This window comes from Paenibacillus sp. SRL342 (assembly GCF_984798905.1).
This window is the reverse complement of record NZ_OZ481790.1, coordinates 770355-792008: the sequence shown is the minus strand read 5'-3', so window position 1 is coordinate 792008 and position 21654 is coordinate 770355. Positions and strand designations below refer to the sequence as shown.

Annotated in this window: 21 protein-coding genes and 1 riboswitch; of the genes, 7 read left to right on the top strand and 14 right to left on the bottom strand. The window is 47.9% G+C overall.

The genetic code is table 11. The features are described 5' to 3' along the window. Positions 1–5: 5 nt before the first annotated feature. From AC4E8D_RS03690 to AC4E8D_RS03675, 4 genes are all read right to left on the bottom strand, one after another. Positions 6–566 carry a VanZ family protein gene (locus AC4E8D_RS03690; RefSeq protein WP_221818689.1) on the bottom strand — a complete coding sequence of 187 codons (561 nt, stop codon included), beginning with the start codon at positions 564–566 and terminating at the stop codon, positions 6–8. A 28-nt stretch (positions 567–594) separates the two neighbouring features. Beyond that, a complete protein-coding gene (locus tag AC4E8D_RS03685) occupies positions 595–1458 on the bottom strand; it encodes a M15 family metallopeptidase (RefSeq protein ID WP_221818688.1) in 864 nt (287 codons plus the stop codon). Between the two features lie 99 nt (positions 1459–1557). Continuing rightward, positions 1558–2646 carry a HAMP domain-containing sensor histidine kinase gene (locus AC4E8D_RS03680; protein WP_221818687.1) on the bottom strand — a complete coding sequence of 363 codons (1089 nt, stop codon included), beginning with the start codon at positions 2644–2646 and terminating at the stop codon, positions 1558–1560. Then, positions 2639–3334 (bottom strand): response regulator transcription factor, encoded by a 696-nt coding sequence (locus AC4E8D_RS03675; RefSeq protein WP_036614121.1) that lies wholly within the window; start codon positions 3332–3334, stop codon positions 2639–2641. Before AC4E8D_RS03675 ends, AC4E8D_RS03680 begins: the two co-directional genes overlap by 8 nt. Positions 3335–3418: 84 nt before the next feature. Between AC4E8D_RS03675 and AC4E8D_RS03670 the strand changes: the two genes are divergently transcribed. The 4 genes from AC4E8D_RS03670 to AC4E8D_RS03655 all read left to right on the top strand — a co-directional run bounded on the left by AC4E8D_RS03670 (position 3419) and on the right by AC4E8D_RS03655 (position 6763). Further along, complete coding sequence (locus AC4E8D_RS03670) at positions 3419–4369, top strand: helix-turn-helix transcriptional regulator (protein WP_221818686.1); 951 nt, start codon at positions 3419–3421, stop codon at positions 4367–4369. A 73-nt stretch (positions 4370–4442) separates the two neighbouring features. Beyond that, the gene (locus AC4E8D_RS03665) at positions 4443–5264 is read left to right on the top strand and encodes a zinc ribbon domain-containing protein (protein ID WP_221818685.1); all 822 of its coding nucleotides are present in this window, start codon (positions 4443–4445) and stop codon (positions 5262–5264) included. Positions 5265–5730: 466 nt separating this feature from the next. Beyond that, complete coding sequence (locus tag AC4E8D_RS03660; protein ID WP_221818684.1) at positions 5731–5898, top strand: hypothetical protein; 168 nt, start codon at positions 5731–5733, stop codon at positions 5896–5898. A gap of 175 nt (positions 5899–6073) precedes the next feature. Beyond that, positions 6074–6763, top strand: a complete 690-nt coding sequence (locus tag AC4E8D_RS03655) for a hypothetical protein (protein WP_221818683.1) — start codon at positions 6074–6076, stop codon at positions 6761–6763. A 378-nt stretch (positions 6764–7141) separates the two neighbouring features. Here the strand turns inward: AC4E8D_RS03655 and thiC are convergent, their stop codons facing one another. Together thiC and AC4E8D_RS03645 are read right to left on the bottom strand one after the other, a co-directional pair. Further along, positions 7142–8926 (bottom strand): phosphomethylpyrimidine synthase ThiC, encoded by a 1785-nt coding sequence (gene thiC, locus AC4E8D_RS03650; RefSeq protein WP_490206463.1) that lies wholly within the window; start codon positions 8924–8926, stop codon positions 7142–7144. A 423-nt stretch (positions 8927–9349) separates the two neighbouring features. Next, positions 9350–9463: riboswitch (TPP riboswitch) on the bottom strand. A 148-nt stretch (positions 9464–9611) separates the two neighbouring features. Beyond that, positions 9612–10355, bottom strand: coding sequence for an IclR family transcriptional regulator (locus tag AC4E8D_RS03645; protein WP_221818682.1), 744 nt, complete (start codon positions 10353–10355; stop codon positions 9612–9614). A 359-nt stretch (positions 10356–10714) separates the two neighbouring features. On the opposite strand from AC4E8D_RS03645, the gene AC4E8D_RS03640 reads away from it, so the two are divergent. Then, positions 10715–11740 (top strand): alpha/beta hydrolase, encoded by a 1026-nt coding sequence (locus tag AC4E8D_RS03640; RefSeq protein ID WP_221818681.1) that lies wholly within the window; start codon positions 10715–10717, stop codon positions 11738–11740. A 151-nt stretch (positions 11741–11891) separates the two neighbouring features. Continuing rightward, complete coding sequence (locus AC4E8D_RS03635; protein WP_221818680.1) at positions 11892–13172, top strand: Fe-Mn family superoxide dismutase; 1281 nt, start codon at positions 11892–11894, stop codon at positions 13170–13172. Between the two features lie 147 nt (positions 13173–13319). Here AC4E8D_RS03635 and AC4E8D_RS03630 read toward each other — a convergent pair whose 3' ends face one another. The 8 genes from AC4E8D_RS03630 to AC4E8D_RS03595 all read right to left on the bottom strand — a co-directional run bounded on the left by AC4E8D_RS03630 (position 13320) and on the right by AC4E8D_RS03595 (position 20372). After that, positions 13320–13544, bottom strand: a complete 225-nt coding sequence (locus tag AC4E8D_RS03630; RefSeq protein ID WP_036614132.1) for a hypothetical protein — start codon at positions 13542–13544, stop codon at positions 13320–13322. Between the two features lie 70 nt (positions 13545–13614). Further along, a complete protein-coding gene (locus tag AC4E8D_RS03625; RefSeq protein ID WP_490205867.1) occupies positions 13615–14469 on the bottom strand; it encodes a lipoate--protein ligase family protein in 855 nt (284 codons plus the stop codon). Between the two features lie 191 nt (positions 14470–14660). Next, on the bottom strand, positions 14661–15254 hold the full coding sequence (folE, locus tag AC4E8D_RS03620) for a GTP cyclohydrolase I FolE (protein WP_036668229.1): 594 nt from the start codon (positions 15252–15254) through the stop codon (positions 14661–14663). Positions 15255–15486: 232 nt separating this feature from the next. Next, complete coding sequence (locus AC4E8D_RS03615; protein WP_062837628.1) at positions 15487–15750, bottom strand: YneF family protein; 264 nt, start codon at positions 15748–15750, stop codon at positions 15487–15489. 165 nt (positions 15751–15915) lie between these two features. After that, entirely contained in the window at positions 15916–16947 is a 1032-nt protein-coding gene (locus AC4E8D_RS03610) for an HD-GYP domain-containing protein (protein ID WP_017690779.1), read from the bottom strand. Between the two features lie 15 nt (positions 16948–16962). Continuing rightward, positions 16963–18843, bottom strand: a complete 1881-nt coding sequence (gene queG, locus AC4E8D_RS03605; protein WP_221818678.1) for a tRNA epoxyqueuosine(34) reductase QueG — start codon at positions 18841–18843, stop codon at positions 16963–16965. 171 nt (positions 18844–19014) lie between these two features. Next, on the bottom strand, positions 19015–19599 hold the full coding sequence (lepB, locus tag AC4E8D_RS03600; protein ID WP_221818700.1) for a signal peptidase I: 585 nt from the start codon (positions 19597–19599) through the stop codon (positions 19015–19017). 347 nt (positions 19600–19946) lie between these two features. Next, the gene (locus AC4E8D_RS03595; RefSeq protein WP_017690782.1) at positions 19947–20372 is read right to left on the bottom strand and encodes a GNAT family N-acetyltransferase; all 426 of its coding nucleotides are present in this window, start codon (positions 20370–20372) and stop codon (positions 19947–19949) included. A 420-nt stretch (positions 20373–20792) separates the two neighbouring features. Between AC4E8D_RS03595 and AC4E8D_RS03590 the strand changes: the two genes are divergently transcribed. Further along, positions 20793–21404 carry a superoxide dismutase gene (locus AC4E8D_RS03590; RefSeq protein ID WP_150364015.1) on the top strand — a complete coding sequence of 204 codons (612 nt, stop codon included), beginning with the start codon at positions 20793–20795 and terminating at the stop codon, positions 21402–21404. Positions 21405–21654 lie beyond the last annotated feature (250 nt).

Below are 21654 nucleotides of genomic sequence, written 5' to 3'. Positions count from 1 at the left end.
CCTCCTTACACGTGACTTTCCTTAGAATTTAACTTTTTCGTCGTCATGCGGGATTCTCCTCCCACCAACACCTTTTTCAGACCCAGAGCCATAGTGAAAACAATATATCCAATGAAGCCGCCGAGTGTATTAAGCATCAGATCATCCACATCGAATATCCCCATGCCAGTCAATAATTGTGTCACTTCATAACCCAGACTGAGCAGCAGAGACAGCAAGAGTACCTTTACTCCAGAGAATAACTTGTTGCCCGTCAACACAGGGATGAAGATGCCCAGAGGGATAAAGGCCAGTATATTGCCTACCAGATGGATTGCGGTGCCAGGACGATGTAACGACAGGCTGTTCCAGTCTCGTGAGATTTCCTGAAATGGTGTCAGGTTGACGGTTCGGTTATGGACCAGATCCGGTTGTTGCAAGAACGCCATCAGTCGATCCTTCACGATGCCAAAATCGACTGGGTTTCCTTTGAACAGGATCAGCTTAGTCAGCAGATATAAATAGATAATGAAAACGGCAATCCAAAGGATGTAATGTTTGCTTCTATTCTGGTTGTTGTGCTTCATGTTGTTTCGCCTCCCTTGTGTTGCCCTGTTATTTCTTTACGGTGACGATGACGCCACCCATGTTATCACCCGATATTTCAGTTTGGCCTTGCTCAGGTATGTAAACGGTTGTGTCTCTGGTGGCCCGATAATAGCGGATGTGATACTGCTCTTCCTCTACTTCCACAGTAATGTTCTCTTTCTCTTTAAGCATATCGAGATACTCTTCCAGCACCAGATTATTCTTATACATGACAGCACTGTGCGGCAGCCCTACATATCGAAAGTGCCATGGTTCATACTGAATACCCGTGATGCGCACTTTATCCTTTGGGTAACGTAAAATAAATCCGTATTTCCATGCATTCTTCTCCAGCCATGCACCCTCTGGTGCTTCATTCATCGCAGCCAGACTGGAGCCAATATCCAGGGATAACCCAAGATTGTGCTCACTGTGACCCGCAGGAAGTGCATAGTCTGAACCCTTTTCCCGATATAACTCGTCCTGCTTCGTAAAATCCCGGTATCCGCTGCTGACGAGAAAATATCTGACTCCCTCTTCGCCTGCTGCTTCAACCATCCTCTGAAATTCCTGCGCCACCTGCCGTGATAACATGATTTTCTGATCCAGTATTCCATATCCACGAAGCAGATCATCCTCATGTGCCACATATACAATATCGGATTTAACCCCTTCCGGGTGAACGGGGTATTGCTTATCCACCAGTAACAAGTTGCCCTTATGTACCTGATCCTGAATGTTTCCGGTGACGGATACGGTGTAACCTGCGGGATTCTCACGCGTATTCTGAATCTCGATGGGCAACTCATCCTTCTGCTGAATCCATCCCGGTGATTGCGTAACGATATATCCGATCAAAATGATACATATCAAAAAGCCCCACTTTTTCATGCTTGCTCCTCCTTTTACCTCATGCATCAAGGATAGACAACACAAGTTAAAGAAAAAGCAGGGCAATTTTAAAGTTTTTCTTAAATTTGATATCAGACCTCATTGAAATACGGGCAAACGAACTTCGAACTGCGTCCGTACCACGTCGCTCTGGGCCGAAATTGTACCGTCATGTTGCTCCACAATATTGCGAGCGATAAATAGGCCGAGGCCTGTCCCACCCTCCTGAGGAGTCCGAGCACGATCTCCGGTGTAATACATATCGAAGATATGTGGCAATTCCTCCGGACGAATATGTCCACCATAGTTAATTACCTGAATGATGACCTGTTCTGCATCCCGATATCCATTAATATCTACGTACATACCATCCTTGCCATGCCGTGCAGCGTTAATTAGCAGATTCTCGAACACACGAGCCAGCAGCTCGCCATCACCGGAGACCGTAAGGTCAGTGTCTATTTTTAGTCGGGCGACTAGTTGGTTCTTTTCAAATACAGGATAGAGCTCTTCGTTCATCTGCTTCAGCAGTTCGCTAAGATCCAGCCGTGTCTTGTTTATAGGCAGCATGCCATAATTCATGCGGGTTATTTCGAACAAATCATCAATCAGCTTCTCCAGACGCTGTGATTTGGTGAATGCAATCGACGTAAAGTGCCGTACCTGCTCCTCCGTTAGCTGATCATCCTTCATGAGCAGATCCAGATATCCAAGCACAGACGTCAGCGGTGTTCGCAGGTCATGTGCCAGATTGACAACAAGCTGGTCCTTACTATTTTCAGCAAAATCCCCTCGTTCCACCGCTTCCCTTAACTTCTCACTTGCCAGGTTCACATCCTCCGCAATCGTACCTAACTCGTCCTTCGAGGAGATCTGCACACGATGCTGAAAGTCGCCATTGGCCAAATGTCTGATCCCTGTAGAAATGTCCTTGAAATACGTCGCGTAAGGCTTGGTAAACCAGAAGAAAAACAGAATGGCCAGTGGGATAAATAAAATCAGGAAGAAATAAATATCTCCGATACTTTTCATAAAATGACGATATTCAGCAAGCTGATCTTCTGCACGGACACCCGAATAATAGGCTTGTAAAAGCTTGTAAATCCCATAAGTGATTGCGCCAGAGGCAAGCATGCTTAACCCTAACAACATAATCATGGTTGTGCGAAAACTTCTTCTTTTAGTCATTAAACGTGTACCCCACGCCCCAGATGGTTTTGATAAACTTGTTCTTGTTCACATCTTCCCCCAGCTTTTTGCGCAGGGTTCGAATGTGGACCATCACGGTATTCCCACTCTCGTAATAGGCTTCTCCCCATACCTGTTCAAAAATATTTTCTGCACTGAACACCTGCTTGGGGTGGCTCGCGAGCAGATACAAAATGTCGAACTCCTTCGGTGTTAGTTCCACTGGTTTGCCGTAGAGTGTAACGCGATGTTGATCTGGCGTGATGATGAGCCCGCCCTTCTCCAGAATGGACCTCTGAACAGGCGCAGACTGGCTGAATTGCAGAGAACGACGCAACTGGGAGTTAACCCGGGCAACAAGCTCCATCGGATTGAACGGTTTGGTCATATAATCGTCTGCGCCCATCACAAGTCCCGTAATTTTGTCCATATCTGACGTTTTGGCACTCAGGAAAATGATCGGTAAATGATGCTGCTCCCGAATTTTGCGGGTCACCTCATACCCATCCATGCCGGGCATCATAATGTCCAGAATCGCCAAATCTATCGCTTGGGTCTGAACAGCTTGAACCGCCGCCTTCCCGTCAAAGGCCTTGATGGTGTGATATCCTTCTTTTTGTAGATGTAAAGCAACCAGATCAGCGATCTCAACTTCATCGTCTGCGATCAGAATCGTAATTCGCTTCATTGCTTATTCCACTCCTATGTGTGATGCTCAACAATATAACATATTTGAATCCAACAGATAAACCAATGAAAGGAATCCATACATATGAAACTGGAGCGTTTATTAGCCATCGTCGTGCTGCTAATCAATCGTGGGCGAGTCCAAGCCAAAGACCTGGCAGATATGTTCGAAGTATCGATCCGGACCATCTACCGAGACATCGATACATTGGGTCAAGCAGGTATCCCTGTGGTGACGTATCAGGGAGCAAGCGGCGGGATTGGTCTGGCAGAGGGTTACCGTCTGGATCGAAACGTATTAACAGACAAGGACCTCGCCTCTATCGTCACTGCACTGCGCAGTGTATCCACTTCCCATGCTAATGCGGCGCGAGAGCTTCTGGTCGAAAAACTCAGCAGTATCGTACCTGAATCCAAAAATGACGATTTTCAGGCCAATACCAATCGATTCATCGTGGATTATTCAACCTGGACGCATCCAGAAGCGCTGAAAATCAAGCTTGAACTTATCGAACAGGGTATGGATCAATTACGACCCGTAACCTTTACCTACTGCAGTGCGGAAGGTATCCAGACTCACCGAACTGCCGACCCTCATACCATCGTACTCAAGAAACATTCCTGGTATCTGTATGCTTTTTGCCACGAGCGGAATCAATTTCGCATGTTCAAGCTTGTGCGTATGCAAGATGTCACGCTTGCTAATGAGCAATTCGAGCGTAAAGTCATTAACCCACAGGACAGACCCTGGCAACAGGAATGGAGCCGTCCGGACAATCAAGCCAGGTTAACCTTGAAATTCCATCCTCGCGTCCGTCATATTGCGGAAGAATGGTTTGGGATCGAGAACGTCATGCCTGATGGGACTGGGTATTATATTAGCCAAGTTGCTTTTCCCGAGGATGGCTGGTTATATGGGTTCATCCTGGGCTTCGGCGCGGACGTTGAAGTATTGGAACCTCAGCATATTCGAGACGAGATCTGCCGTATCGCGGAGCAAATTGTACAAAATTATATCTCCCCGACTCAAACCTGACAGACAGCTGTCCAGTTCCTCCCCGTATACTTCAGATATATTCAATCTGTACCTATATAAGGAGGAACTAATCATGAACGTCACTGTATGTCAAAGCTGCGGCATGCCGCTCACAACCCCTGCCCAATTCGGAACGGAAGCAGATGGAAGCACAACCCGTGAGTACTGTATTTATTGTTACAAAGAAGGTCAGTTCGAGCAGCCAGGTATGTCACTGGAAGGCATGACCGAGATGTGCACTGCCATTCTGAAGGACGAGGGCATGGACGAGGAATCCGCTCGTTCGATGCTGCGTAACCAGCTTCCTTTTTTGAAACGTTGGCGCACGAATACAACGGATCAACATGCTCAATCTCTTGTGGAAAACTCTACTACTGGTTCTGCTAACCCTGGTCAGGTAACAACAGATCATTCGTTCTCTGCCCAGCCCGTTCGTTATGTCACGCTCCCAGGCAAACGTCTTGCTGGCGTATCCGCCCGCACAACCAACGCCATTGAGATCAGTGGCAAAGGCTGTATTCAGGGACTCTGGAACAATTATTTTGCCTCAGAGCACCTCCCCGCACCTGAAGCCGCCCGCTATGGCTGTTACACGGATTACACTGATGGCATAACCGGTGAATACACCATACTGGTAGGGCATGAGGTCAGTCCGAACGAATCATTGCCTGAAGGATTGGACGACATTTTACTCCCTCCTGCAACTTACGCCGTATTCACTTCCAGAAAAGGACCGATGGCAGAGGTTGTTGGCGAAGCCTGGGGAGCCGTGTGGGCATGGGACAAACAAAGCGATCGTACGTTCACCGGGGATTTTGAATTGTATGATGAACGCAGCCTGAATCCCGAAAGTGTACAAGTAGATATATACATCGCTGTTCATCAAAATAGATAAAACCAACACAATGCCACCTCAGACAGGATCAAAGTTTCCTCGCATCCTTCTTCATATTACGCAAGCTGCCGGGTTCGCTCGGCAGTCTTTTTGTTATATCCGGAACTACATAACCACCTAAACAACCCGACCATGGTACCAAGTTAGTTAGCATGCTTTGCATCATTTAACCAGACAATATGCCTCATAAGCGGGTACCATTGACTTCCTTAAAATTGGGACTATTCACATAACAACCGATTCGATCCTCCCATATCAAACCTCTCATATCAGGTTCTTTACTCCTGAATTTTCCTAAAACCGTTTACATCTCCTTAAAACCGGGTAAAATCACTACAATCCAATTGGATTTATATTCTAAAATCATTTATTTCGTCTAACAAGTCATATGTACCTATATGTGCAGCTGGCAACATAACCAGTCGAAATACATAATTTAAAAAAATGCATTAAAGGAGGAACCAAGATGATCCGCATGCCTATTCAGCAAATGATCCCGTACCACCACCAATATCCGCGCAACACGGCGACCACTGCTCCTAAAAAGGAGAATGAGAACACTCAAGGTCTATCCTTTCATGAAATTCTGCAGCAAAAAATGGCGAAGAAGAGCGCTTCTCCTTCCCTTCGATAAAATGGACACCAGAACCAATTAGTACGGTTATCAACCGTCTTTCCGCAGTTTGGCGGAAGGGCGGTTATTGGCGTTGAGTAACAAACAACTGTACAGTTCTCAGGTGTGTTTCTATAATGGTTTAAATATCTACAAGATCCATGACATATACGAACTGTAAAAGGGGACTTAGCACATGATCACCATTGGTTGTTTTCACGCTCATTATTCCAACATCGCCTTAATTGAAGAGACGCTTGCTCCTTATGAAGTTGAATTGGTCCATTACGTCGATCCAGGTCTGGACCGTCTTAAACATGATGCTGACTTTTCCGAGGTTGTCATTCACGAGAAGGTAGCCCAGACGCTCCGATGGATCGCTGAGTGTCATGCCGATGCCATTCTGGTCACCTGCACCCTGTTTGCGACAGTACTGGAGCAGGAAGCCTCACAGGTCCCTGTGCCTGTGATCGGCATAGATCATCCGTTATTGCAGGAGATACGGCGAGTGCCGGGAAATTACATAATCGCATTCACCAACCCGGCAACTATTGAAGGAACGATGGCACGGATGAATCAGGCATTACAGCAAGAGGATGAGAATGGGCAACTACACGTTGCCAAGACATCTCAGACGGATGCGGTGTGCATCCCTGGGACATTTGAGTTGATTATGCGTGGAGATCAGCAAGGATATCTCGAAGCGGTACGTGAAGGATTACAGCAGATTGCTGAGCAGTATCCGGGTAAAGCGGTAGTGGCAGCCCAACTCTCTATGGCTCCCGCAGCTGCACAGGTTACAATAGATCGCCGTATTCCGATCCATAGTCCGCTGGCATTGCTTGCGGCGTATTTGGAGGAGAATTTGGGTGTGGCTCGAGAGTAGTAGCGGATTTGGTGAAGTAACAGGTTGTATCTGAACTCTGCAACTATGAACTCACTTACTTAGTAACACCACAAATTAACGAGGTGAACTAATATGCGTTTCCTCTATATTGTTTTACTGTTTATAGTAGGTTTCTCCTGTTCCGCATCTCTATACGGAGGAGCACCAAAACTCGGTGACGCTCTTTTATTCGTTATCGCAGGAATTCTGTATAAAATATGGACCACACACAGTCACAAAGCTAATTCTGATAAAGGCTGAGTACGGTTAAGAATACATACATGACATAACACTAAAAAAAGCCGTTCTTCTCTGCAATGACAGAGAGAAACGGCTTTATCTCTATTTCAGACTGCCCAGCTTGCGCTGTATCAGCGCCTAGGAACGTGTCCGATATTCCTCGGCCTTTTCCTGCATCCCGGCAGCTACAGCCTCATTCTCGGACAATCCTTTATCCGCGGCAAAGGCCCGAATGTCCTGCGTGATGCGCATGCTACAGAACTTCGGTCCGCACATCGAGCAGAAATGAGCTTCTTTGGCTCCTTCTGCTGGCAGTGTCTCATCATGGTAGGACAGCGCACGTTCAGGGTCCAGTGACAGGTTAAACTGGTCACGCCAGCGGAACTCGAAACGTGCCTTGGACAATGCGTCATCGCGGCGCTGAGCACGCGGATGGCCTTTAGCCAGATCGGCGGCATGAGCTGCGATCTTGTAGGCGATGACCCCTTCCCGCACATCATCCTTGTTGGGCAGGCCCAAATGTTCTTTTGGCGTAACATAACAGAGCATGGACGTGCCAAACCAGCCAATCATGGCCGCACCAATGGCGGATGTGATGTGATCGTAACCCGGGGCAATGTCGGTCGTCAGCGGCCCCAGCGTATAGAACGGTGCTTCTTTACAGATCTCCATCTGCAAGTCCACATTCTCCTTGATCTTATGCATCGGCACATGCCCTGGACCTTCGATCATCACCTGCACATCATGCTTCCACGCGATCTGCGTCAGTTCCCCAAGCGTAGCCAGTTCCGCCATCTGAGCTTCGTCATTGGCATCGTAGATACTGCCTGGACGGAGTCCATCTCCCAGCGAAAACGCTACATCATACCTTTTCATAATCTCGCAGATTTCTTCAAAATGAGTGTACAAAAAATTCTCCTGATGATGCGCAAGGCACCATGCTACCATAATGGACCCACCGCGAGACACAATGCCTGTCATCCGCTTGGCCGTCATCGGGATATATCGCAACAGTACACCTGCATGAATCGTAAAGTAGTCCACGCCCTGCTCTGCCTGCTCAATGAGTGTGTCACGGTACAACTCCCAGGTCAGCGCTTCCGCTTCGCCATTCACCTTCTCCAGCGCCTGATACAGCGGTACCGTACCAATCGGCACAGGTGAATTGCGGATAATCCATTCCCGGGTGGTATGAATGTTTTTGCCTGTGGACAGATCCATTACGGTATCCGATCCCCAGCGTACCGCCCAGGTCATCTTCTCGACCTCTTCCTCGATGGAAGAAGATACAGCAGAGTTGCCAATGTTGGCATTGATCTTCACATGAAAATGACGACCGATCAACATCGGCTCACTCTCCGGGTGATTGATGTTAGACGGCAGGATGGCCCGTCCACTCGCCAGCTCCTGCCGTACAAATTCCGGCTCCACGCCTTCACGAATGGCGGCGAATTCCATCTCTGCCGTAATGACTCCCTGTCTCGCGTAGTGCATCTGAGTCACACAGCGCTCTGGCTGTGCCCGCAAGGGTTTGCCACGTAATCCGGGATACTCTTCGGCGCCGGCTCTCTTCCCTCCGGGCTTCAGTCCGTTATCCTCCGGTTTAACCGTACGGCCCTGATAAGCTTCGACATCGCCACGCTCTGTGATCCAACGGGTGCGCAGGGATGGCAGACCTGCACGGATATCCGCATGAAATGCGGGATCGGTCATGGGGCCGCTCGTATCGTAGACACGCAGCGGTTCGTTATGCTCCACCCCTTGGGGAGTATTCGTGTCATGAAGGGCTATCTCACGCTCCGGTACAGCAATGTCCGGCCGTGAGCCCTGAATGTAGACTTTGCGGCTGCCCGGAAAGGGCTGAACCCGTCCGGCCGCGCTTGTTTCCTTTTCCACCTGCTGACCGTTATGTTCCTGTTCCATCGCTTGTTGTCCCGTTTGATTTCCTGCACTCATGTCGCTTGTCTCCTCCTCATTGTTCGTTCGCTTGGTTTTGGGTTGGCATCATCATTAGCTCACTTACGTACCTGTCCCAAATCATGCGCAATGCAGAGAAGAAAAGAGCGATCCTACTCCAGACCAGGGGAGACAGTTTTCATGTACAGTTAACAACAGACGGAGGCTGCCACAGATCATGGATCTATGGTGCATTCTCTATTCATCCAAGCCCACTTTCGCAGGTTATTGAAAAAGAGGCCCATAGAATCCGCGCTATATCGCCTGTTCACTGTATATAAAAAAGCCGGTCCCCGAAGGAACCGACTTTTAATGTCCATCACCAATAATGCACCTTTATGCGGCTCCTTAACGGAGCCCTACAAGGGTCACATCATGTGGTGGTTGTGGTCATATCGCCGATTACTTCCCTACGCTGGTATGATCCAGATCAGGTGCAAAGGGTCCGGAATCTCATGCGATTCCGTCTCAGTCCGGACAGTTCGGACTCCCCCAGTAACGTTAACAAGTTGCGGCATACACATGCCGCAGTTCATATTCAATGATGCTGGCCCCGCTGGGCCGTCCATAACAGAGTAGCGCAACCGGAACATAAAAACAACCTTTATATTCCAGAACACCAACTCAATTGGAGAAAAACCTTACCTCAACATCAGGATAACATGAGCCCCATCTGCGTAGCAGCTTCCTTTAGCACAGGTGCGTATTCATGCAATGTCTCCTGTGAGAGTCGGCTGACAGGCCCTGAGACCGAGAGTGCGGCTGCAATATTGCCTCTGCGATCCATAATCGGTACCGATACCGCGGCAGCTCCCGGCTCACGTTCCTCATAACTCGTCGCATATCCGTTATCCCGAATGTCTACCATTTGCGCCAAATACACCGCTGGATCGATAAATACCGGCCATTCAGGACCATTCATCAATTCTTCACGATCCTCGTCCGTGGCAAACGCCATCAGGACTTTGCTGGAAGCGCCCACAGACAGCGGCAGTCTAACACCAACGGGAGCAACTCGGCGAATCGCCTGATCACTTTGCACAGCCTGAATCCGAATCCGTTCACTGCCATCACGCAGGTACAGACTCACGGTCTCCCCCAATCGATCCCTCAGTCGCTCCATCGCAGGCAGCAGCAGAATAGCGGGATCATCACTGCGGGACATATGAGCTGACAGCTCCCAGATTCGGATGCCAAGTCGGTACTTCTCTGTTGCTGCATCGCGGATCACGAACCCTCGATCCTCCAGCGTAGCCATCAAACGGTGCACTGTACTTTTGTGCAGGCCGATCTGGCTGGCAATTTCGGTGAGTCCCAGATCACTGCGTGTGGTAAAACATAATAATATATCCAGCGCCCGTTCCACAGCCCGGACGGTTAACTTGCGATCTTCCATGGCATAATGCCCTCCTCATGTTTCATCACATGAAACTTGGTTACATAAATTATATGAGAAACGGTCTCATCTGTAAACCAAAAAGAGCCAAAATCGAAATAGGCCAACGTGCAAATTTTTCCTTTTTATAAGACTTAATCCCCTGTAATTTACACACTAAGGTAATGTTACCCATATATCTTAAGAACTATATAACAATTGCGTAACAAATGCCCTCAATCAATTGACTTTGACTATATTGGAACATACGATAAAGATATATTACATTAAGATATCGCTCTGAAGCAGGCTCTGAAATCGACGCAATTCTCTTTACATGTCGTTGTTATCTTCAACTGAACTTCAAAGGAGGGGCATTCATGTATCCAACATCCCAGAGCGAAGCCCCGCTGCAAACAAAAGTGTCCGATCTGCCCTCTTCCCTATCACCGAGGCTGATTCGGTTCAAACATATTATCGTAGCGTTGCTGCTCTCCGTTGTATTTTTTCTACTGTTTTGTTTTATTGCACTGCATGGTTACATCGCATGGGTATTATCCAATCCTACTGTAGCGCCGGTCTTCTCCAATCCAATGCAGGCCAAGAACATGAAGTACGAAGACATCACGTTCCCGGCAGCAGATGACAGCCGGACGATGCAGGGATGGTATATACCTGCTGACAATGCTGCAAGCAAAACAATTATTTTCAGTCACGGCTATGGTGCCAATCGTGAAGAAACATGGGTACCCATGTATGACCTGGCACACTATGCCCATCAACTTGGGTTCAACGTGGTCATGTTCGATTATGGCTTCGCCTCACAGGTGAACAAAGCTGTAGCCACAGGTGGCAAAGCTGAGTCACAGCAATTGCTGGGTGCCATCCAGTTCGCCAAGCAGCGAGGTGCGCAGGAACTGGTTGTCTGGGGTTTCTCCATGGGTGCCGGTACGGCGCTTCAAACCGGACTGATTACCCAGGAAGTGGATGCGATGATTCTGGACAGTACGTTCCTGCTTGAGCCGGATACGCTGTACCACAACATTCATAACCAGATCGATCTCCCGCGTCAGCCTACACTCGAGATCATGAATCTGTTATTCCCTGTTCTGAATGGTACCGGATTACAACAGATTCCATACCAGGAAGTGAAAAAGGAAGATTATCCGTTCCCGATTTTCTTCATCCATGGCACAGAGGACGAGAAGGCGCCTTATCCAATTGCGGAGCAACTCGCCGCCAACCAGACCAATCCGTACTCCGATGAATGGATTGTCCAGGACGCGCATCATGAGTTGATCTTCCGGGAGCATCCGAAGGAATATCTACGCCGTGTCTCAACTTTCCTGAGTCATGTAACGAAAACAAGCAGTGACGATGTACAGAACACGAATAGTGGAGAATAACCAAATTTCAATCATCCGAATTTTTCCAGAGCCCTCAGGGGCTCTTTTTTTTTTGCCCTCATAGGACAACAGGCTCGCGGAATATACTCTTGGGACGCATGAACAGACGGTCTGCATGCAATGAATTTCATCTGAAGGAGGTTCAATATAGATGAACTGGTATGGATATGGTCACCTGCTGCCTCTGCGGACATTGGAGGAAATCCGTTTCTGGAAAGAGCAGGAGAAAGAACATACACTCGTCATTCGTGCCCTGGTTCCTGATCTGGAGCCCCCATACGTCAAGCTACTGGAGGAATGGGAGGTTACCTTTGCAAACAGTGAGCGAGTAGCCAATCAGCTTTTAAAACAACTATTGCCTGGAACCCATCCGCCTGCTCCCTACATCGTTCGTTGTATCGATCAACTTGTGTTGGCAGCTCGACAGCAATCGAGAGAGTTCATCAAACAGCTGTATGTTCTTCTGGAACAAAGTGCTGCTGTGCAAGCTGTTCCGCTTGTCAAAGTACTTATTCTGCATTTTATCCGCGAATCGGAGTATTTTCTGGGCGTATTGGATACGCTTGGCCAACCTGGTATCTTGCGTGAAACGGATTCGGAGCCATCACTTTTTCTGGAAAATGCGCTGCATACGTCAGGGCCAGGAAGCATCCATCGCCAAGCTTCAGAAGCTCCAACTTCTCCGGAGGGGAATGTAAATGCACCTGCCGCTTCAGCTCAGATCCAATCCGCAACCGTTCAACCGCTTTCTACCGGAACAACACAAGCCACACCCAGCTCTACAGCACCTCCTGTAAAAGAAAAGCCGGTTCCCATTGGAGGACACACACTGCCTCCCCTTCCCTATGCGTACAATGCGCTGGAGCCACATATTGATGAGCTGACGATGCGTATCCATCATGACAAACACCATCAATCTTATGTGGACGGACTAAATGTAGCAGAGAAGAAGCTGGCGGAATCGCGAAAAAAGAATAACTTTGAACTCATCAAACATTGGGAACGTGAACTCGCCTTCAACGGGGCAGGCCACTACCTGCATACGATCTTCTGGACAATTATGAACCCTGCTGGCGGCGGTAAACCTTCCGGTATGCTGGCGGAGCAGATCAAGCGGGATTTCGGAAGTTATGAAGCGTTTAAGAATCAATTCACGGAAGCCGCGAACAAGGTGGAAGGCAGTGGCTGGGCGATGCTTGTCTGGAGCCCGAGAGCACATCGTTTGGAGATTTTGCAGGCGGAAAAACACCAGAACCTGTCCCAGTCCGATATCGTACCGCTCCTGCCACTGGATGTGTGGGAACATGCCTACTATCTGAAACATCAAAACGAACGCAAAAAGTATATCGAGGATTGGTGGAATGTGGTCTACTGGCCCGCTGTTGCCGAGCGTTACGAAACAGCACGCAAGTTGTTGTGGCCGCCTTATTAAACTTGGAGTCAGATGGATTAGAGAAAAAAGAGATATCTCCAGCCGAATGACTGAACGATATCTCTTTTTGGTGTAAACAAAAAGCAAGCCTCTTGTAAAAAGAGACTTGCTTGTATTTTGAGAGACTTCCTATTTCTAAATGTTCACTTAAGAAGCACAGCCCTCGCACGCCACATAGTTGTCGCCAACCTGTTTGCTAATGGAGATCAGATCGCCCAGCTTGATATCAGACTCATCTGTAAACTCCAGATCGGCTATACGTGCAACGATCAGTGCAGCAGCCTCTTCCTTGCTTGTTGCCATTTGGCTGAACTCGGATTTTTCGCCTGTTGATACAACCTCATATAAATACGTATATCTCAATGTGTCCATCCTAACACTCTCCTTCCGAAATCACATCATATCATCTCTATTAACCAATTCCAAGCCCTAGTAAAAAGTGTTAATCGTAGCGCAGCTTCATCTGCTCAGCTGTCAGGCGTACTTCTTCAGAGCCAACGCTAAGCACCCTGCTGGTCTCCGCCTGCGGATAGCGATCGCGCAGTGTCCGAACCAAAGCCGCAGTATATGCCGCAGCTGAAGGTACACCTGCCAATTCTTTCAGACTTGCCATCGTGCCAGGCTGAACATCGGGATATCCTTCACTCGCCCCACCTGCTGCATCCTGATAGAATTGTCGCACATCTGCTGCCAATTGATCACCCTGACCGTCCACGATGATAAAAGCCGTAATGATATATGCCTTTGCCTGCCTGCGCTGGGCAATACCACAGAATTTCAGCCCACTTACACTGACATCATAATCTCCCGGGCAAAAAGCACCATGAACCTCGCCTGTCTGCGCCTGATTCGACCACGGCGTTAGCGACTCGGCAATAATCGAAGCCATCTCCCGGAAATCATCATGAATATTGATGGCATGTCCGGGATTAGGCAGAATCAATGACACATTAACTACCCCTGGATTCAAGGGTACTGCCGCTCCACCGGAAGGCCGAACACAGACCGCTGTCCCTTGGCTTCTTATCCGTTCCATCGCTTCTACAGCCTGTGGCAACCTGCGGTCACGCAGACCCGCTACAAAGGCATCTGGGTGCCTCCATATATGTGCAACAGGCAGATGCCCTGCCCCAACCCGCCTGCACATAACTTCTTCCCAAGCAAAAGCTTCGAGTACACTACTACCTTGTCGCATGAGTGGTGTCTCCCAGATTTGCAGACGCAATGTAGCCTGTTGATCTGCCTGTAGTCCCTTTTCCGGCTGAACCGGTTGATCTGAATGGGAAGGTACACTCATCGTTCCATTACCTCCGGCTTAACGAATTCATATGTATTCAGTATACAGGAATGACAATGCCATATGTAAATAAGCCGGTTCCCCAGGGAACACGGCTTATTCATATCATATCCTATGGCCTAGAAACTGCTGCTTCCAAAACCAAAGGAACTTACTCATCCGGCTTGTCCAGCGAGTGGACATACCTGATCTTAATCTTTCACCAAAGACAAGAACTCCGCACGTTGTGCCGGATTCTCACGGAAAGAACCACGTACAGCAGACGTTACCGTCTTGCTTCCCGGTTTCTTCACGCCGCGGGAACACATGCACAAGTGCTCGCCTTCCACGACGACCATAACTCCATGAGGTTCAACGGCCTCTGTCAGAATGTCAGCGATCTGTGAAGTAATACGTTCCTGAACTTGAAGGCGACGTGTTACTGCTTCGACCAGCCGAGCCATTTTGCTCAGACCAACGATCTTGCCACTTGGTACATAGCCAATGTGTACCTTGCCGAAGAACGGCGCCATATGGTGCTCACACTGACTGTAGTAGACAATATCCTTGACGATAACCAGTTCTTCGTGATTCTCGTCAAACGTGACACCGAGCACATCGCGCGGGTCTACTTCATATCCACCAAAAATTTCTTCATACATTCGGGTCACACGTGCAGGCGTTTCAAGCAGCCCTTCACGTGTACTATCTTCTCCGATCAATTTCAGGATCTGCTCTACATGATACTCGATCTTTTCCCGATTGTCGGATACTTTTGAATTCAAATAATCTTTAACGCCAGCCACTGCCAAACGCCTCCTTTCGAACCACTATTGTAAGAGGTTGTTCAAAAAGTCCGCTTTTGATTACGAAGGATGCCTAGCGGCATCATCAACGTCGAATATGAAATTCAGCCGAAATGTCCGTTGCTCACGTAGTTCACTACGCTCCGCTACTCCATTTCTAGCTTCATCCCATCTTCTCGGTACTGAAAACCCAACTTTTTGAACACGCACTTTAAGCAGTTATTCCCTGCTATTATTTTCGGCGGCCCGAACTTTTACGCGCAGGATGCTGTTGCGGCTGAGGCATTTTCGCTCCTGGCTGCTGATTCTTCATCATCTGCTGGGCACGCTGCATTTGCTTGCCATTCAGGTTGTAGCCCATTTGCTTCGCCATTTTCTGAAGCATGTCCGGATTGCTTTGCATTTTCTCAAGTTGTTTACGCAAGTAGAACACCCCGATGAAAAATCCCCCGACCAGACCAACAACCAATGTAATAATCGGTATAACAATATCCATCTCTTAGACACCTCTGTATGCATTCTAAAAAGCCTGATAATCCGTGTCACTTCATGTTGTTCCACACATATGTTGCAAGCCTGACACAGACCGGATTTCCTGAAAGTATCATAGCATTTCCGCACGCCTTGAGCAAACGGATTTTCCAGTTGAACCGTACACAAGCTACGTCATGACAGCTTCAATGAAAACGGTTGTATGCTGAGCCAGATCGATTTCAACCACATCCAGAGAATAACGCGTACTTCCGCGCGCCACCCTGATTACAGGTCTGCCGGGCAATCCCCGATGTTGACGCACAATGACTCCAGTCTCTTTGGTGGACAGTCGTACCGCTGTACCATTGGGATACACGGATACACTCTTGTTGAACTCAATCAGAATATCCCGATCCAGTTTTGTACCAGACAATGCCATCATCTCTTCACACGCCTCATGTGGCATCAAACTGTCCTTGGATAAACCATTAATGAGATTATCATAGATATTAGCCACACTAACGATTCTCGCAAACAGATGGATGTCACTTCCCTTGATTCCTCTCGGCATGCCTGTACCATCTACATGCTCATGATGTTGCAGGGCTGTATGGGCAACCAACAGACTAAACTCCCGTTTGTTCTTAATCACTTCGAATCCACGCCATGTATGGTGCAGCGAAGAATTCGCCGCAGAGCCACTGCCAGGAGGTTCCCCCACTTTGCCAATATCATGCAATAATGCCCCCACAGCAAGGTCCTTCAGTTGATTATAATTGAGTCCCATATTCAGTCCGATGACCGAAGACAACAAACATACATTCATCGCATGAACATACTGTGCATTGTCTTTGGTACGAATATCGGTGAGCTGCACAAGCATTTCACGCCCGTTCAGTACATCATTCAGCAACTTCTCTATACTGAGGGCAACTTTTCTCGGACTCCAGTCTTTCCCGGATCGAATGGATTCGAGTGTGACACTCATTTCGTTAATTATTGCCCGTTTCGTGGTTTCATCCAGAATGTCTTCTGCATCCACATCTTTATACGCTTCATCCTGGATGTATAACATGGTCACGCCAATACGCTTCAGCGTATTGACCATGTATACGGTGAGCTGGACTCCGGCAGACAGCAATACCGTGCCGTTACTGGAATATACCGTCTTGCCCAGAAGCTCCCCCGCTTCCACGCTCTCCACGTTTACATACTTCATGAACGTCCCCCGCTCTTACGATAGCTGCTCCAATGCGAGCAATTGCTCCTTGGTTTGCAGACCGCCTACATAACCCACCAGGGTACCGTCTTTACCACTGATACGGTGACAGGGAATAATAATCGGAATCGGATTCTTGCTGATGGCGTCCAGAACTGCACGAACAGCCTTGGGTCTGCCGATGATTTCCGCAACCTGTTGGTGTGATGAGGCCTCTCCATAAGATATATCGGACAGAACTTGCCATACTTGTAGCTGGAATGGTGTTCCAAGCCGATCAAGCTGCAAGTCGAACGTTTTTCTCTCCCCTGCAAAATACTCCTTTAACTGCTTTGCAGCTTCGCTGAGCTTCTCTTCATTCTTCTCATATCGATACTCGCCAATCCAGATGCGGGCCCATTGTTGCAGATGAGCTTCGCGTACGTGAAAGGCGCCAAAATCAATGTGACACAGTCCTTCATCTGTCGCGCATAACGTAAGAGTACCAATCGGTGTCAGTATCTCATCGTAGTATACGGGCTTGCCATGAAGACCCGTAACGGCTGAAGGTTTCCACGCTGCGGCTTCCGGTTTGGCAGGCTGTGCAGACTGCTCATTACCCGGTTCAATCCCAGCTTCCATTTTCAAATCCTGTTGTAACGCACGTAAGGCCTTGTTCTCGTTGTTCTGTTCCTCTGGCTGCTTCTCACTCACTTGCCCAGCCTGTGGCTGTTTGGGTAAGGTCTCGGACGAACTCAGTCGCTCCTCGGCCTTCTGCAGCATGCTTAGTACGTTCCCATCTTGTTCGTTAGCGGCAGCTTCCCCAATTGCTCTCATGGCGTCTTCTCCTCCAATTCTGCTTAACGCCCATGCTGCGGTTCCCCGCAACTCGGGGCGCGGATCACGTTTTAGTACTTCTGTAAGTTTGGGTACAGCACTTTTGTCTTTGAAATTGCCCAGGGCAATAACGGCGTTGCGTTGAATCGGCTTCTTGCCCCGCCAAGCGGCGGAACTCTGACCGAAACGTTCCTTGAATTCCCGGTTACCAATGTCCAGTAGCGGCAGCAGGAGTGGCTTCACAATCTCCGGATCGGGGTGAAACTCGGGATGGTGATCCCAGTTCTTGCCCCGGTTCTTCGGACAGACAATCTGACACGTGTCACAACCGTACAGACGGTTGCCTATTTTCAGCATAAATTCTTCATCCACGAACCCTTTTGTCTGGGTTACAAAAGAAATACAACGCTGTGAATTCAACTGCCCCGGCCCCACCAATGCTCCTGTAGGACAGGCATCAATACATTTTGTACATTCACCGCAGTCTTCGGTCACAGGTGTGTCTGGTTGAAAAGGAATATTCGTTACCAGTTCTCCGAGAAAAATCCATGAACCAAATTTGGGCGATATAATGGCACAGTTTTTGGCGCTAAAACCAATCCCCGCACGCTGGGACACCGCACGATCCACCAGTGCTCCGGTGTCTACCATGCTTTCGATCATGGCCTCAGGTACACGTTCACGTATAAAGTTCACCAGCTTGTCCATCGCAGCACGCAGGACCTGATGATAATCCTGGCCCCAAGCCGAACGGGCAAAAATACCCCGATATGCACCAGGCTCCGATTTCGGCGGATTTACCATTTTGGATGGATATGCCACAGCTATTGCGATCAGTGAAGCGGGTTCGCCATCTTTTAAGGCAGGGTGCACCCTTTTTTCAATATCCGGCTCTTCAAAACCTGAAGCATACCCCTTATCCCGCGACTGCTCCAGCAGCGACTTCAGGGAAACAAAGGGATCAGCCGAAGCAAATCCGATATCATCAATGCCCAGTCCGGGGCCAGCTGCCTTGATCTCATGTTTTAACTTCTCCCATACGGAGGCATCCTGTGCTGCCCCGGTCTGTACGCTCGTCATTTCTCTTCCCTCTCTTCTTCCGACACTTATTCCGTAAATAGTGAACGCCCGCCTCACGGTAAGAGGACAGGCGTTAATTTCTATATATGCCTTACATACTTGAATTCAAACGGAACGAGTCTATATGGTTTAACGCAAAATGCAGTCTGAAGTTGTTGTCCTGTCAGCATTTTACAATTTCTTCAATTCAGAAAACGGCCAGAAAATAAATTCAGCCTTGCCTACAATCTGATCGGATGTAATACTGCCAAACACTCGGCTATCCTTACTTTTGCCTTCATGACGATTATCCCCCATCACGAAGAAATGATCCGACTCCAGTGTGATTGGGCCAAAATCCGGGTCCTGCACCTCAATATCGGTGTACGTTTCCGCTTGTTGCTCGCCGTTCACATATAGATGGTGATCCCTAACTTCAATTGTATCTCCCGGAAGTCCAACGATCCGTTTCACCAGAAAATCCTTCTTCTCTACACCTTCACTTGGATCACGAAGTACGATCACATCTGATCGGGAAGGAGTACCCAGATGGTATACAATTTTGTTGACGAAAAGGCGATCTCGCTCAACCAGTGTCGGCTGCATGGACTGTCCCTTGACCATCGACAGATTGAACACAAACAGGTTCAGCAGCATCATGATTACAAAAGCAACAACAATCGTTTTGACCCAGTCCCACAGCTCGACAACCCAGGATTTCCCCGTTTGTTCAGGCTTTGACGGTTCATTACGTTGCTCGGAAGTCACATGTTCCATTGAATGATTATTGGAATTCAAAGGGACACCTCATTTATTAAATAGTTAAATTAAACTTGTAACCTGGTGACCATACTCCCTTTCAGTCTACTTCATTTGGGAGAGTGAAACAATTGGTTATGAGCACCAATACCCTGGTTATCGTGAATACAGCCGGGATAGTGGTGGTGATTTAAATAAAATTCGGAGATTTTGAAGCATGTTCATAAAATGAGGAAATCAGAGGAATATGACGCGAAGAACACTCATATAAATAGAAAGGCACATCCCTCACGTTCTTACACGTTAAAGAGATATGCCTAATATGAAATGAAAATCTTTTTTTTATTTCTTTTTAAACATGCAAACTAAGCTTTGGACAAAATACTAAGAGTCTGGAAAGCGCTCATAATCTGATTGGCACCGTAACCCATTGCTTCATATAGAGGCATGGCTACTTTGTTGTGCTCATCACCCGCCACCCATACTTGGCTGACTTTACGCTGCTGGAACCGCTGTTCCATAGCCTCAACAAGTGTTTTGCCGACTCCACGGCGACGATAGTCTGGATGAACCGCAATACGGTAGATACAACCCTGGTTGTGATCAATTGTACCGATCAAAGCGCCTACGAGGTCTCCCTCTTCTTCCGCAACCATGATCAGGTCAGAATCCCATGACAATTGACGGGCAAACGGGCCCATCGTGTTCTCATAACACTCTTCCGATAGTGCAACCTGGAGAAGCTCCGTCATCTGGCTTGCATCACTCAACTGAAAGGAACGAACGTGCATGTCTTAAATCTCCCTTTTCGTTAGCTTAGATGAGGTTTTTTATAAAAAGGGAATCCCTTTTTACCAAAAACCCAATGTTCATATAATGACAAAAAACGAGAAAATACCGCTTCTTCGTCAATTAAACCATACTTTTCTCCATAAAACACGCATTTTCTTTTGAAAGCGCTTAATTGTAACCGTTTACATACGAATATTAAACTTTACATCCATTTTAACGCCCGAAAACACATAAATAGTTGCATAAAGGGTAAAATATGTTTGTTATCTCTGGCCCATCATTAGATCAACGCCTCGGGGGACTTAATAAACAAAAATGTTGCTTAATTAGCCCGAATGCGGTTTAATAATAGTGGCAAGGGTATTATTACATATGTACCTGTTTTCAAAAAAACCTAAAATCTCAGGAGGTATTTCATTATGGCTTTTCAATTACCGGCACTTCCTTACGCTAACGACGCACTGGAACCACATATCGATGCACAAACGATGGAAATCCACCACGATCGCCATCACAATACTTATGTAACCAACTTGAACGCAGCTCTGGAAAGTGCTCCTGAACTGCAAGAAAAAAGTTTGGAAGATCTGATTGCTAACCTTGACAGCGTACCTGAAGGCATCCGCACAGCGGTTCGCAACAATGGTGGTGGACATGCTAACCACAGCCTGTTCTGGGAAATCATCGGACCTAACGGCGGCGGCGCTCCTACAGGCGATATCGCAGCAGCAATCGATAGCGAACTGGGTGGCTTTGATAAATTCAAAGAAGATTTCGCTAAAGCAGCTACAACTCGCTTCGGTTCCGGCTGGGCTTGGCTCGTAGTTGGCAAAGATGGCAAGTTGTCCATCACTAGCACACCTAACCAAGACAGCCCTCTCTTCGAAGGTCTGACTCCGGTTCTGGGTCTGGATGTATGGGAGCACGCTTACTACCTGAAATATCAAAACAAACGTCCTGATTACATCGGTGCTTTCTGGAATGTAATCAACTGGGATGAAGTGAACAAACGTTACGCTTCTGCAAAATAAGACTGTTAGTATGCAACAGTTAACATAAAAGAGAGCCTGATTCGGTCGTCGTGACCGTGATCAGGCTCTCTTTTTGCTACCACTATAGTTATAGTAATGGGTGGTTTGTTTCTAACTAACCCAGGACATGCTATCGCTCCATATTTCATCGTATCGCGAACCTAACGAATCTCAGAGTAGCTATTTCCCCAAATACGGGCTTTGATGCGCAATTTTGGGTTGATTTGGTTATGATAACGTCACTCAGGTT